This window comes from Cupriavidus basilensis, assembly GCF_000876015.1.
Taxonomy (GTDB): Bacteria; Pseudomonadota; Gammaproteobacteria; order Burkholderiales; family Burkholderiaceae; genus Cupriavidus; species Cupriavidus basilensis_B.
Window position 1 is genome coordinate 191,551 of the sequence record NZ_BBQM01000001.1, and the last position, 12,915, is coordinate 204,465.

General features: G+C 71.0%; 11 protein-coding genes. 3 read left to right on the forward strand and 8 right to left on the reverse strand.

Annotation, left to right across the window (positions count from 1 at the left end; all coding sequences use genetic code 11):
• Positions 1–155: 155 nt before the first annotated feature.
• Positions 156–458 (forward strand): hypothetical protein, encoded by a 303-nt coding sequence (locus tag KF708C_RS00860; protein WP_156173681.1) that lies wholly within the window; start codon positions 156–158, stop codon positions 456–458.
• A gap of 13 nt (positions 459–471) precedes the next feature.
• Here the strand turns inward: KF708C_RS00860 and KF708C_RS00865 are convergent, their stop codons facing one another.
• From KF708C_RS00865 to KF708C_RS00875, 3 genes are all read right to left on the reverse strand, one after another.
• Positions 472–1,233 (reverse strand): GntR family transcriptional regulator, encoded by a 762-nt coding sequence (locus KF708C_RS00865; protein WP_231586354.1) that lies wholly within the window; start codon positions 1,231–1,233, stop codon positions 472–474.
• A gap of 84 nt (positions 1,234–1,317) precedes the next feature.
• Positions 1,318–2,052, reverse strand: a complete 735-nt coding sequence (locus KF708C_RS00870) for an aspartate/glutamate racemase family protein (protein ID WP_020206800.1) — start codon at positions 2,050–2,052, stop codon at positions 1,318–1,320.
• Between the two features lie 46 nt (positions 2,053–2,098).
• The gene (locus KF708C_RS00875; protein ID WP_059410432.1) at positions 2,099–3,610 is read right to left on the reverse strand and encodes an NCS1 family nucleobase:cation symporter-1; all 1,512 of its coding nucleotides are present in this window, start codon (positions 3,608–3,610) and stop codon (positions 2,099–2,101) included.
• 439 nt (positions 3,611–4,049) lie between these two features.
• Here KF708C_RS00875 and KF708C_RS00880 point away from each other — a divergent pair, with 439 nt between their 5' ends.
• Positions 4,050–5,231: a pyridoxal phosphate-dependent aminotransferase gene (locus KF708C_RS00880; RefSeq protein ID WP_059410433.1), complete on the forward strand. Its 1,182-nt coding sequence runs from the start codon at positions 4,050–4,052 to the stop codon at positions 5,229–5,231.
• Here KF708C_RS00880 and KF708C_RS00885 read toward each other — a convergent pair.
• Genes KF708C_RS00885 through KF708C_RS00905 form a run of 5 tightly spaced genes read right to left on the reverse strand, consistent with a single transcriptional unit; the run spans position 5,208 to position 10,604 of the window.
• On the reverse strand, positions 5,208–6,725 hold the full coding sequence (locus KF708C_RS00885; protein WP_059410434.1) for an efflux transporter outer membrane subunit: 1,518 nt from the start codon (positions 6,723–6,725) through the stop codon (positions 5,208–5,210). The two genes, KF708C_RS00880 and KF708C_RS00885, sit on opposite strands and share 24 nt — an antisense overlap.
• Positions 6,726–6,736: 11 nt before the next feature.
• A complete protein-coding gene (locus KF708C_RS00890) occupies positions 6,737–7,894 on the reverse strand; it encodes an ABC transporter permease (protein ID WP_059410435.1) in 1,158 nt (385 codons plus the stop codon).
• Complete coding sequence (locus KF708C_RS00895) at positions 7,891–8,868, reverse strand: ABC transporter ATP-binding protein (protein ID WP_059410436.1); 978 nt, start codon at positions 8,866–8,868, stop codon at positions 7,891–7,893. The genes KF708C_RS00890 and KF708C_RS00895 overlap by 4 nt, the downstream gene beginning before the upstream one ends.
• An 11-nt stretch (positions 8,869–8,879) precedes the next feature.
• On the reverse strand, positions 8,880–9,881 hold the full coding sequence (locus tag KF708C_RS00900) for an HlyD family secretion protein (RefSeq protein ID WP_059410449.1): 1,002 nt from the start codon (positions 9,879–9,881) through the stop codon (positions 8,880–8,882).
• Between the two features lie 27 nt (positions 9,882–9,908).
• Positions 9,909–10,604: a TetR/AcrR family transcriptional regulator gene (locus tag KF708C_RS00905; RefSeq protein WP_059410437.1), complete on the reverse strand. Its 696-nt coding sequence runs from the start codon at positions 10,602–10,604 to the stop codon at positions 9,909–9,911.
• 244 nt (positions 10,605–10,848) lie between these two features.
• On the opposite strand from KF708C_RS00905, the gene KF708C_RS00910 reads away from it, so the two are divergent.
• Positions 10,849–12,258: a carbohydrate porin gene (locus KF708C_RS00910; protein WP_081651607.1), complete on the forward strand. Its 1,410-nt coding sequence runs from the start codon at positions 10,849–10,851 to the stop codon at positions 12,256–12,258.
• Positions 12,259–12,915 lie beyond the last annotated feature (657 nt).

Consider the following 12,915-nt stretch of genomic DNA (forward strand, 5'->3'; position numbering starts at 1 on the left):
CCGGAGAGGGTCGAAGAGGGCATCGCGGAAAGGGGCCCGGCGAGTCCGCGATTCAGGATACTGGCCCGGGAGCGCCACTAGCTGCGACAATGCTCCCTTCGGCAACGAGCGGCGGCGGGCGATTCCCGGTCTCGCCGCGGCGAGACAGTGTGATCTTGAAACCCCTCCTTCCCATCCTCGCAACCCTGTGCGCCTGCCTGGCGGCCCAGGCAGCCCCGGCCGCGCCGCCCGCCGACCAGCCCGGCGCCGGCGCCGCGCCCGGCAAGGCCGCGCCGCGCGCGGCCGGCAAGGCGCCGCCGGCGCCGGCGCTCCGGCCGGCCGCGCCGCCGCTCTCGCCGGGCAACCGCGACCAGTACGCGCTGCGCCCGGAGCGCGAGGCGCAGCCGCAGAGCAGCTTCGGCCTGCGCATGAAGCCCGGCTGGGTATCGCAGGGCGGCGTCGACGACGACGGGCGCTAGCGCCCGCCGCGCCTCAGCCGCGCGCGAAGATGCTGTGGAAGTCGGGCGTGCCGCTGGCCTGCGCGGTGAGGTCGAGCGAGGCCTCGATGTGTTCCAGGTGCTCGGTCATCAGCGCGCCGGCGCGCGCGGCGTCGCGCTTCTCGATGGCGTCGATCAGCTCGCGGTGCTCGTGCTCGGGGCAGGCGGGCGCGCCCGGGCGGTCGTAGAGCGTGATGATCAGGCAGGTCAGCGAGACCATCTCGCGGATCAGCTTTTCCAGGATCGCGTTGCCGGCGATCTCCGCCAGCAGGATATGGAACTCGCCGGACAGGCGGATCATGGCGGCGCGGTCGCCGCGGCCGCGCGCGCTGTCTTCCTCCTGCGCGTGGCGGCGCAGGCTGCGGATGCGGGCCGGCGTGGCCTGCCGCGCCAGCACGCCGGCCAGCTCCGGCTCCACCACGCGGCGCGCCTGGAACACCTGGCGCGCCTCGTCCACCGTGGGGCTGGCGATGAAGGCGCCGCGGTTGGGCACCAGCGTCACCAGCTTCTCGTGCGCGAGCCGCGCGAACACCTGGCGGATGCGCGCGCGGCTCGCGCCGGTGACTTCGCACAGGCGCTCCTCCACCAGCTTGGTGCCCGCCAGCAGGCGGTGCTCCATGATCGCGGTGAGCAGGTGGAGGTAGATCGTCTCGGCGGGCGAGCCCTCGCCGGCCTCGGCCGCCTCGGTCGCCTCCGCGGCGTTGTCCCTGTCCCTATCCTTGTCCTTCGGTTTCGCTTTGCTTCTGCTGGTTGCCATCTGGGTACGCATGGTCGGCTTGCCGCCGAGATTGGCGACGAAATTCCCGCATATCGTACACAAGTCGGCTGGCAGGCCGCGCGCTCAGTTGAGCGCGAACGGCGCCAGCATGCCGGCGTAGGCCTTGGGCAGCGGGCGCGCCCAGTCGCCGCGCTTGCTGGTGCCGAGCCGGATCGAGACCATTCCCTCGGCCATCTTCACCGCCGCGCTGACGCCGTCGATCACCGGCGCGCCGATGGCCTCGGCGATCTCCTCGCACAGGTCGGCCATGCCGGCGCAGCCGAGCACGATGCAGTCGCTGCCGTCACGCGCGAGCGCGCCGCGGCAGGCCTCGGCGACGATGCGGCGCGCGTCCGAGCCGGGCCGCTCCAGCTCCAGCACCGGCAGGTCGCAGGCGTGCACCGCGCGGCAGAAGCGCTTCATGCCGTAGCGCTCGGCCAGGTGCCAGGCGATGTTGCAGGTGCGCGCCAGCGTCGTCACCACGCTGAAGCTGGTGCCGACCATGCTGGCCATGTGCATGGCCGCCTCGGCCACGCCGATCACCGGGCCGCGCGCGAGCTCGCGCGCCGCGTACAGGCCGGGATCGCCGAAGCAGGCGATCACGTAGCCGTCGGTGCCGTCCTGCTCGCCGGCCAGGATCTCGTCGAGGATGCCGGGCACCGAGAGCGCCTCGTCGTAGTGGCTCTCGATCGAGGCCGGCCCCATGCGCGGGCTGACCGCGGCGATGCGCGTGCCGGGCGCGGCCACGGCGGCGGCGCACTGCCCGATCTTGTCGGTCATGCTCTGGGTGGTGTTGGGGTTGATGATCTTGAGCTTCATGGCGGGTTTTCGGGGTCGGGTGTCCGGGGTCAGATGTCCGGGAAATTCAGCCGCGGTCGGCAAGGTGCGCCGCCATCAGGCGCGGCGCCAGCAGGCGGTACAGCAGCAGGGCCATGCCCATGCCGATGAACCAGCTGTAGTTCGCCAGCCCCTGCCACGCCGGCACCACCACGCACAGGATGGGCACCAGCGCCGACGGCAGCAGGGTGAGCACGGCCGCCGGGTTGTAGCCGTTGCGGTACCAGTAGCGGCCTTGCGCGCTCATGGTGTAGAGGTCGTCCACCGCCACCCGTTGCCGGCGCACCAGGTAGTAGTCGGCGATCAGGATGCCGAACAGCGGGCCGATGAACGCGCCCAGGATGTCCAGCGTGTAGTGGATGACCTGCGGGTTGTTGTAGAGATTCCACGGCGTGATGAAGATCGACGCCACCGCCGCGATCATGCCGCCGGTGCGCCAGCTGATGTGCTTCGGCGAGACGTTGGAGAAGTCGAACGCCGGCGAGACGAAGTTGGCCACGATATTGATGCCGATGGTGGCGGTCATGAAGGTGAACGCGCCCAGCAGCATGGCGAAGGTGCTGTCGATGTGGCTGACGGTCTCCACCGGGTCGGTGATGAGCTTGCCGAACACCGGCAGCGTGGCCGAGGTGGTGATCACCGTGAGCAGCGAGAAGCCGAGGAAGTTGACCGGCAGGCCCCAGAAGTTGCCGCGCCGCGCCGAGCGGAAGTCCTTCGCATAGCGCGAGAAGTCGCCGAAGTTGAGCATCGGGCCGGAGAAGTACGACACCACCAGCGCGATCGCCGTGAGCATCACCGGCACCGCGTCCCAGCCGGTGTACTTGAGGAAGCTCAGTGTGAAGTTGACGTTCTGCCAGCCGGCCTTCTGCACCAGCCAGATCGCCAGCGCGATCATCACCACGTAGACCGCCGGGCCGGCCCAGTCGATGAACTTGCGGATGGTCTCCATGCCGTTCCAGAACACCAGCGCCTGCAGCACCCACAGCGTCATGAACGCGCACCAGCCCAGCGCGGACAGTCCGGCGAAGCCGTGCAGCTTCGCATCCGCATACGGCGCCAGCGCCGGGAAGAAATGCAGCGCCAGCACCAGGAACGCGCTCGACGCGAGATAGGTCTGGATGCCGTACCACGCCACCGCGATCAGCCCGCGGATCACCGCCGGGATGTTGGCGCCGAGCACGCCGAACGAGGCGCGGCAGATCACCGGGTAGGGCGTGCCGGTGGCCTGGCTGGGCCTGGCCACGAGGTTGCAGAAGAACTGCACGATCACGATGCCCACCAGCAGCGACACCAGCACCTGCCAGCTCGACAGGCCCAGCGCGAACAGGCTGCCGGCGGTGATGTAGCCGCCCACGCTGTGCACGTCGGACATCCAGAACGCGAAGATGTTGTAGGTGCCCCAGGTCTGCCGGCGCAGCGGGGCGAGGTCCTCGTTGGTCAGGCGCTCGTCGTAGCCGGGCTTGACGAGGGCGTTGCCGTGCGCGTGGCCGGCGGCCTGGGCGGCGTCGGGCGACGCGGTGGGGGTGGCAGTCGCTTGCATCGTGGATCTCTCCTGGTGGCGGATGCCGGCCGGGCGGCAAGGCGGTCCCGCTGGACGGGCCGCGCCCGGGCCGTGCGTGGCGAGGCGCCGGCCGCGTTCCTGTGCGCGGCCCGCATTTTTATTGAGAACAAAATTGTCTACAAAAATAACTGATGTTGTGGACAGATTTGTAGGCGATAAAGACGGGAGAGTCAATGCGGCGGGGATCGGGACAATCCCTAGGCGGCGGCCGCGCGCGGCCGGGCCGGGGCTGGCGCCCGGCGCCGCGCGAGGTGGCGCGGGCGAGGTGGCGCGGGAATTGCTCCGTGCCCGGGCCGGCGCCGATACCGCGGCCACCGGCTTTGCGCTACGCTTGCGCGGATGCGCCGCTTCTCTCCGCTTCCCCCCCGCTTCGCCGCGCGCCCGCCGGCGCGGGGCCACCCGACACCAAGGAGTGCAGATGTCCACCAGCCAGCCCGGCCCGGCCGCCGCCCGCGCCGCCGTCCATCACCTGCGCGCCTCGCGCATCCGCGAGGTGGCCAACGCCGGCATCGGCCTGCCCGACGTGCTGCCGTTCTGGTTCGGCGAGTCCGACCAGGTCACGCCCGCCTTCATCCGCGACGCCGCCAGCCGCGCGCTGGCCGGCGGCGCCACGTTCTACACGCACAACCTCGGCATCGCGCCGCTGCGCGAGGCGCTGGCCGGCTACGTGAGCGCGCTGCACGGCGCCACCGCGGCGGACAACGTGGCCGTCACCAGCGCCGGCGTCAACGCGCTGATGCTGGCCGCGCAGCTGGTGGCCGGCCCCGGCGACCGCGCCGTGGCGGTCACGCCGCTGTGGCCCAACCTGGTGGAGATTCCCAAGATCCTCGGCGCCGGGGTGGAGACGGTCTCGCTCGACTACGGCGCGCACGGCTGGACGCTCGACCTGGACCAGCTGCTGGCCGCGCTCACGCCCGGCACGCGCCTGCTGATGATCAACTCGCCCAACAACCCGACCGGCTGGGTGATGTCGCGCGCGGACCAGCAGGCCGTGCTCGACCACTGCCGCCGGCACGGCATCTGGATCATCGCGGACGAGGTCTACGAGCGGCTCTACTACGGCGGCGGCGAACACGCCGTGGCGCCGTCCTTCCTCGACATCGCCAGCCGCGACGAGCGCGTGATCTGCGTGAACTCGTTCTCGAAGGCGTGGCTGATGACGGGCTGGCGGCTGGGCTGGATGGTGCTGCCGGCGGCGCTCACCGGCGATCTCGGCAAGCTGATCGAGTACAACACCTCGTGCGCGCCGTCGTTCGTGCAGGAGGCGGGCATCGTGGCCGTGCGCGAGGGCGAGGCCTTCACGCGCGAGCTGGTCGGCAAGCTGCGCGCGGCGCGCGACCACCTCGTGAGTGCGCTGTCCGAAGTGCCCGGCGTGGACGTGCATGCGCCGGAGGGCGCGATGTACGTGTTCTTCCGGCTCGAGGGCGCGCGCGACAGCCTGGCGCTGTGCAAGCAGCTGGTGCGCGAGGCGCATCTGGGCCTGGCGCCCGGCAGCGCGTTCGGCGACGAAGGCGAAGGCTTCGTGCGCTGGTGCTACGCCTGCGACACCGCCCGCCTTGACGAAGGCGCGCGCCGGCTACGGGCGTTCCTGGGGCGCTGACGCCAACGCCTTGCCAGTGGCGGCGGCCTGTTCCTGCCACCAGCCGCCGCCCAGCGCCTGCAGCAGCGCGGCCGAGTCGGAGAAGCGGCTCGCGCGCGCCTGCGCCAGCGTCAGCCGCGCCTGCCGGTCCTGCCGCTCGGCATCGAGCACCGCCAGCTGGCTGACGCCGCCGAGGCGGTACTGTTCCCTGACCACGGCCAGCGTGGCGGCGGCCTCGCGCGCGCTGTCGGCGCGCGCGCGCAGCGTGTCGGCGTCGGCCTCGAGCGCGCGCAGCGTGTCGGCCACTTCGCGCAGGCCGCTCAGCACCGCCTGCCGGTAGGCGGCCAGCGATTGCTCGTAGGCTGCTTCGGCCGAGCGCTTGCGCGCCACCAGCTCGCCGCCGCGGAACACCGGCTGCACGATGCCCGCCGCCAGCGACCACACGTTGAAGCTGTCGAACAGGTTGCGCGTGGACATGGCCTGGGTGCCGGCGCTGCCGCTCAGCGTGAGCTGCGGATAGCGCTGCGCGGTGGCCACGCCGATATTGGCCGAGGCCTGGTGCAGCAGCGCCTCGGCCGCGCGGATGTCGGGCCGGCGCCGCGCCAGCGCGGACGGCAGGGTCAGCGGCAGCGTGTCGGGCAGCGTCAGGTCTTCGAGGCGGAATTCGGGCAGGCCGGCGTTCGCCGGTTCCTGGCCCGCGTACACCGCGAGCTGGTGGCGCGTGGCGGCAAGCTGCTGGACCAGCCCAGGCAGCAGCGCCTGGCTCTGCGCCAGCTCGCCGCGCTGGCGCCGCACGTCGAGCGCGGCCACGCCGCCGGCCTGGTGGCGCTGCTCCGTGATGGCGAGCTGCTGCTGCTGGGCCCGCACGATGGCCTCGGTGTCGGCGATCTGCGCGCGCAGGCTGGCCTCGCGGATCGCCGCGGTGGCCACGTTGCCGGCCAGCGCCAGGCGCGCCGCCTCCAGCTCGAAGCGCTGGTAGTCCACCGCCGCGCGCAGGCCTTCGAGCTCGCGCCGCGCGCCGCCGAACAGGTCGAGCGTGTAGGAGACCGTCACGCTGGCGCCGTACAGCGTGAACGGGCCCGGGCTGGGAAACGCGGTGATGCCGACCGAGGCGAGGTCGACCTGCTCGCGCGTGGTGTTGAGCTTGGCGTCCACGCGCGGCGCCAGCAGCGCGCCGGTGCTGGCGGAGAGGTCCTGGCGCGCCTGCTCCAGCCGCGCGCGCGCCTGCGCCAGCGTGGGGCTGGCGTCCAGCGCGGCGCGGATGGCGCGGTCCAGCGCCGGGCTTTGGAACAGCGTCCACCATTGCGCCGGCACGTCGGCGCCGGCCAGCAGCGCCTGCGCGTGGCCGTCCGGCGCGTCGGCCGCGCCGGTGCGCCGCGGCTGCGTGCCGGCGGTGTAGGTGTCGCCGGCGGGCGCGGGCGGCACCGCGAAATCGGGGCCGACGGCGCAGCCGCCGAGCGCGAGCGCGAGCGCGGCGGGCAGCATGGAGACGAGAACGCGCGGCAAGGCTGGCATGGCCGGCTCCCTTAGTCGAGTGTGCGGCGGTAGAAACGCACCGCGATGGCCATCACCACGGCGGTAAACAGCAGCAGCGGCCACACGTCGGGCCACAGTTCGGCCCAGCCGTTGCCCTTGAGCAGGATGCCGCGGATCATGCGGTTGAAGTAGGTCAGCGGCAGCACGCTGCCGATGCCCTGCGCCCAGCGCGGCATGCCCTGGAACGGGAACATGAAGCCCGACAGCAGGATGCCCGGCAGGAAATAGAAGAAGGTCAGCTGCACCGCCTGCAGCTGGTTCTGCGCCAGCGACGACAGCGTGATGCCGACCGTCAGGTTGGCGGCGATGAACAGCAGCGCGGCCAGGTAGACCGCCAGCACCGAGCCGACGAACGGCACGTGGAAGACCCAGCGCGCCGCCAGCAGGATGATGGTGGACTGGATCAGGCCGATGAACACGTAGGGCACGATCTTGCCGGTGATGACCTCGAGCGGCCGGACCGGCGTGGCGAGCAGGTTCTCCATCGTGCCGCGCTCGCGCTCGCGCGTCATCGCCAGGCCGGTCATCATCACCATCGTCATGGTCAGGATCACGCCCATCAGGCCGGGGATGATGTTGTACGGCGTGAGGCCCTCCGGGTTGTAGAGGCGCTGCACCTGCACCTCGAACGGCGCCTTGCCGCCCGCGAGATGCGCGAGCGCGCCCCGCAGGTCCTTGTCGGCCACCGAGTAGGCCAGCTGCGGCAGCGCGGCGATGGCCTGGCCGGTGGCGGACGGGTCGGTGGCGTCGGCCTCGACCAGCAGCGCCGGGCGCTCGCCGCGCAGCAGCCGCGCGGTGAAGTCGGGCGGGATGGTGAGCACGAACTGCACGTCGCCGCGGCGCAGCGCGGCGCGCCCGGCCGCTTCGTCGGGCAGGGTGCGGGTCACGCGGAAATACGTGGAAGCCTGCATGCCGGCCACGAACGAGCGCGTGAATTCGCTGTGGTCCGCCGCGATCACCGCGGTGGGCAGCTGGCGCGGGTCGGTGTTGATGGCGAAGCCGAACAGCATCAGCTGGATGATCGGCAGGCCCACGATCATGCCGAAGGTGATGCGGTCGCGGCGCAGCTGCAGGAACTCCTTGATGACGATGCTCCACCAGCGCTGCGGCGAGAACGCGAAGCGCCCGCCATTGCCGTTGCCGCTCATCGCCCGGCCTCCTTGCCGGCGCGCATGTTGTCGTCGGCGCGGCTCATCATGTGGATGAAGACGTCTTCGAGGCTGGTGTCGATCCGCTCCAGCCGGTGCCGCGCGCCGGCCACGCGGCGCAGCGTGGCTTCGAGCGCGGCTTCGTCGTGCCCGGTGACGTGCAGCGCGCTGCCGAACACCACGGTCTGCTCGACCCCGGGCGCGCCGCGCAATTGGTCGGACAGCGCGGAAAGCTGCTCGCCCAGCACGCTCCACGTGACCAGCTTCTGGCTGGCCACCACCTCGCCCGCGGTGCCCTGCGCCAGCAGCTTGCCGTAGGCGATGTAGGCGAGCTTGTGGCAGCGCTCGGCCTCGTCCATGTAGTGCGTGCTGACCAGCACCGAGATGCCGCGCGCGGCGAGCTGATGCAACTGCGCCCAGAAATCGCGTCGCGCCTTCGGGTCCACGCCGGCGGTGGGCTCGTCGAGCAGCAGCAGCTGCGGCTCGTGCAGCAGGCAGGCGGCCAGCGCCAGGCGCTGCTTCCAGCCGCCCGAGAGCGAGCCGGCCAGCTGCTGCGCGCGGCTGGCCAGGCCGAGTTCCTCGAGCGCGCGGTCCACGGCCTCGCGCCGCTTCGGCATGCCGTACACGCGCGCGACGAAATCGAGGTTCTCGCGGATGGAGAGATCGTCCCAGTAGGAGAACTTCTGCGTCATGTAACCCACGCGGCGCTTGATCTGCGCGCTCTCGCGCAGGATGTCGTAGCCCAGGCAGGTGCCGCTGCCGCCGTCGGGCGTGAGCAGGCCGCACATCATGCGGATCGAGGTGGTCTTGCCGCTGCCGTTGGGGCCGAGGAAGCCGAAGATCTCGCCGCGCCCGACCTGCATGGCGAGCTTGTCGACCACCACCTTGTCGCCGTAGCGCTTGGTGAGGTCGCGCACGTCGATGACCCATCCGGCGTGGCCGTCGCCGCGCGGACCGGGCGCTGCCGGGGGCATGGCGGATGCGCTCATGGCCGCGCCACCTCGACCGGCTGGCCCGGGTGCAGCTTCGGCGCGTCGGCCGCGGCCGGGCGCGCTTCCACCAGGAACACCAGCTTGGCGCGCGTCTCGTTGCTGTAGATCACCGGCGGCGTGAACTCGGCCTGGCTGGAGATGTAGCTGACGGTGGCGTCGACCGGCGCGGCGCAGCCGTCGCAGCGCACGCGCACCGGCTCGCCGGTCCTGAACGCGCCGACCACGGTTTCCGGCACGTAGAAGCGCACCTTGACGTTGCCCGGCGGCAGCAGCCTGACCACCGGGCTGCCGGCCGGCACCCAGTCGCCGCGGCGGAACGGCGTGTCGTAGACCAGGCCGGCCTGGGTCGCGCTCACGGTCTTGCGCGAGAGCTTCCACTCGGCCTGCGCCAGCGCGGCGCGCGCCGCGGCCACCTGGGCCTCCTGCGCGGCGCGCTGGGCGCTGCGCCCGGGCAGGCGCGCCACTTCCACGTCGCGCTGCAGTTCGCGCACGCGGGCGGCGTCGGCGGCGGCCGTGGCGCGGCTTTCCTCGAGCTGCGCCTGGGACACGCCGCCGATGGCGAACTGCGCCTGGTCGCGCCGGTATTGCGCCGCGCTGCGCAGCGCGCCGGCCTGCGCCTGCGCGAGCTGCGCGCGGGTGGCGTCCACCTCGGGCGGGCGCTTGCCGGTCTGCAGGTCGGCCGCCTGCGACTCGGCCGCGCGCACCTGCGCGGCGGCCTGCTGCCGCGCGGCGCTTTCGTCGTCGGCTTCGAGCGCGAACAGCGGCGCGCCGCCGGCGACCTGCTGGCCGCGCTGCACGACGAGCTGGTCGAGCCGCCCGGCGAACGGCGAGGCCACGCTGACGAACTCGCCCTCCACGTAGCCTTGCCAGGCGGGCGGCGCGTCGTTGCCGCACGCGCCGAGCAGCGCGGCGGCCGCGGCCGGCAACGCCAGGGCGGCGGTCCGGCGGGAGAGGCGGAGAAGGTGGCGAAGGTGGCGAAGGCGGTGGCGGTGCATGGCAGGCTCCGTGCGCATGGCTGGGTCTCAGGCGGAGGGGCTGGGAGGCAGCGGCAGCGGCGACATCCCGTGCGCGAGCAGCGCGCCGACGTGGCGCGCCAGCGCCTCGGGGTCGATGCCCTGCGCGCCGGGCAGGCGCTGCCAGATATGCGTGGTGGCCAGCGGCAGCAGCGTCAGGCCGATCAGCGACACCATCAGCAGTGCCGGCTCCACGCCCGGGTTGAGCTTGCCGGCCGCGCGCGCGGCGCCCAGGTGGGCGGTGACGATGCCGGCGCGCTGCAGCGCGATCTTCTGCAGCACGCGCTCGTGCAGCTGGCCTTCCGCGTTGACGATCTCGCGGATCCACAGCCCGGGGAACCACGGCGTGGCGGCGGCGGCGCGGATCAGCCGCGTGGCGATGCCGACCAGCATCGCGGTGGGATCTTCCTGGTCCGCCAGCGCGGGCGCGAAGACCTGCTCCACCAGCGGCTGCAGGCGCTCGTCGACCACCGCGTCGAGCAGCTGGTCGCGGTCGCGGAAGTAGTAGTGCACCAGCGCCGGCGTGACGCCGGCATGCGCGGCAATGGTCCTGATCGGCGTGGCGGCCACGCCGTGCCGCGCGAACAGGGTGGTGGCGGCGTCGAGCAGTTGCCCGCGCTGGCCGGCCGTGGCCGCCTTGCCGGCGGCGGGCCGGCCCGGGCGGCGGGGCGGGGAAGGCGAGCGGGCGGGCGGCGGCGTGGGCATGGGGCAAGCGCTGTGCGGGAACAGAGAAATATTAATTGTTGGATTAATTAATTCAAGGCCGGTTACAAAAATAACGATGGCCTGGGACCGCGGCGCACCCGCGCGGGAAGTGGAATGTTGCAATGCAGCAATGCAAGGTAGACATGTCATAAAGCCTTGGCTATGCTTCGTCCCGCCAATTCGCCAGGCAGCACCGTTGCTGCCGCCGGCCGCCCCGCCGGTCAGGTTTCTCCCCGGATTTTTCATGCTGCTTCGCCGTCTCACCGCCGCCCCGGCGCGGTTCCGCTTGTCCGTTGCCTGCCGCTTGCCGGCCGTCGCCCTGTCGCTGCTGGCCTGCGCCGGCGTGGCGCGGGCGCAGGACGCAGGCCCGGCGCCGGACCCGATGCCGGCCTCGGGCAGCCTGGTGAACGAGGCCGACGCGCCGTTCTCGTTCCACGGCCAGACCACCTATATCTGGCAGCGCAAGCCGGCCTTCGGCGCGGCCTATTCGGGCGACAACAGCCTGGCCGCGCAGCGCGCCAAGAGCTATTCGTTCAGCACCACGCTCGACCTGGGGATCCGCCTGTGGCGCGGCGCCGAATTCCACTTCAACCCGGAGGTGACGCAGGGCGTGCCGTTCTCCGAGCTGCACGGCCTGGGCGGCCTGCCCAACGGCGAGCTGGCCAAGGTGTCGAGCACCAACCCGGTGTTCTACCGCGCGCGCGCCTTCGTGCGCCAGACCTGGGGCCTGGGCGGCGGCAGCGAGGACGTCGAGGCCGATTTCAACCAGTTCGCCGGCAGCGTCGACAAGCGCCGCGTGGTGCTGACCGCCGGCAATTTCGGCGCGCTCGACGTGTTCGACCAGAACGAATTCGGCTCCGACCCGCGCACCCAGTTCATGAACTGGTCATTCCTCACGCACGGCGCGTTCGACTACCCGGCCGACGCGCGCGGCTACGACTGGGGCGTGGCGCTGGAATACATCGGCGACGCGTGGTCGGCGCGCATCGGCCGCTTCCTGCAGCCGCTCGAATCCAACGGGCTGGAGCTGGACACGCGCATGTTCCAGCACTACGGCGACATCCTCGAACTGGAGAAGCGCTACAGCATCGCCGGCCAGCCCGGCACCGCGCGGCTGCTGTTCTTCCGCAACAAGGCGCGCATGGGCGCGTTCAGCGACGCGCTGCAGTTCGGCGCCGCCACCGGCACCACGCCGGACGTGGCCAACGTGCGCGAGGAACACGCCAAGATCGGCGTGGGGCTGACCCTGCTGCAACGGATCAACGAATCGCTGGGCGTGTTCGCGCGCGCCAACATGTCCGACGACAAGACCGAGACCTACGCCTTCACGGAAATCGGCCGCCAGGTATCGGCCGGCGGCGTGCTCAACGGCAACGCCTGGGGTCGCCCGCGCGACGCGGTAGGGCTGGCCGTGGCGGTCAACATGCTGGGACCGCGGCACCGGGCGTATCTGGAGGCCGGCGGCCTCGGGGCGTTTCTCGGGGACGGCGCGCTACGGTATGGGCCGGAACAGGTGATGGAGTTGTATTACAGTTTTCAGCCGGTCAAGTATTTGAGTATTAGTCCGGATTTTCAGTATATTCGGAATCCTGGGTATAATCGGGATCGGGGACCGGCCAAGTTTTATGGGGTCAGGTTGCATGGGGAGTTTTGAAGGGGGTTGATTTTAATGGTGGTTTCTTAATGTCAAAAGCCACTTCAAAGTCGACTGCTTAACATCAAAGTCAAAGTCAACATCAAAGTCAAAGGCTTTCGCTCCCCCGGAGCGACCTACTTTCTTTTGCCCGAAAAGAAAGTAGGCAAAGAAAGCGGGCTGCCTGGCCGGCAGGGGCAGAAACGTTGGGATTTCTCTTGTTGTTGGTTTCGTCGTGGGGCCTGTAGTTCTGCTGGGATCCTGCCGTTACCGGTGCGAGCGGCCACGATCTGGCTGGCGGTATGGGTTGCGGGGTCAGACCTATGATGGCGGGCGCACTGCTGGTTCGGACATCTGCCGTTACCGGTTTGGGCGGTCACGGCGTAGCACCGGCACTGGTTTCGTGGTGGGCGTGGTGGACCCAGCGCGGGCGTGCTGGGTTACTTTGAACCGGATTACTTTTCAAGCCAAAACCGGGCGCGTCTCAAGTCGGGGCCACCACGCCCACCACGAAACCAGCACCGTTCCTATGCCGTATGCATTTGCCGCGGTCGCGGCAGCAGCCCGAAGGGCCTGGGCCTATGCCATCATGCAGCGCCACCACGAATCGAACACCACCCGAGAGACAGTGGCCGCTAAAACCGGTACCGGCAGAATCCCTGCAGAACCACCGCCCCC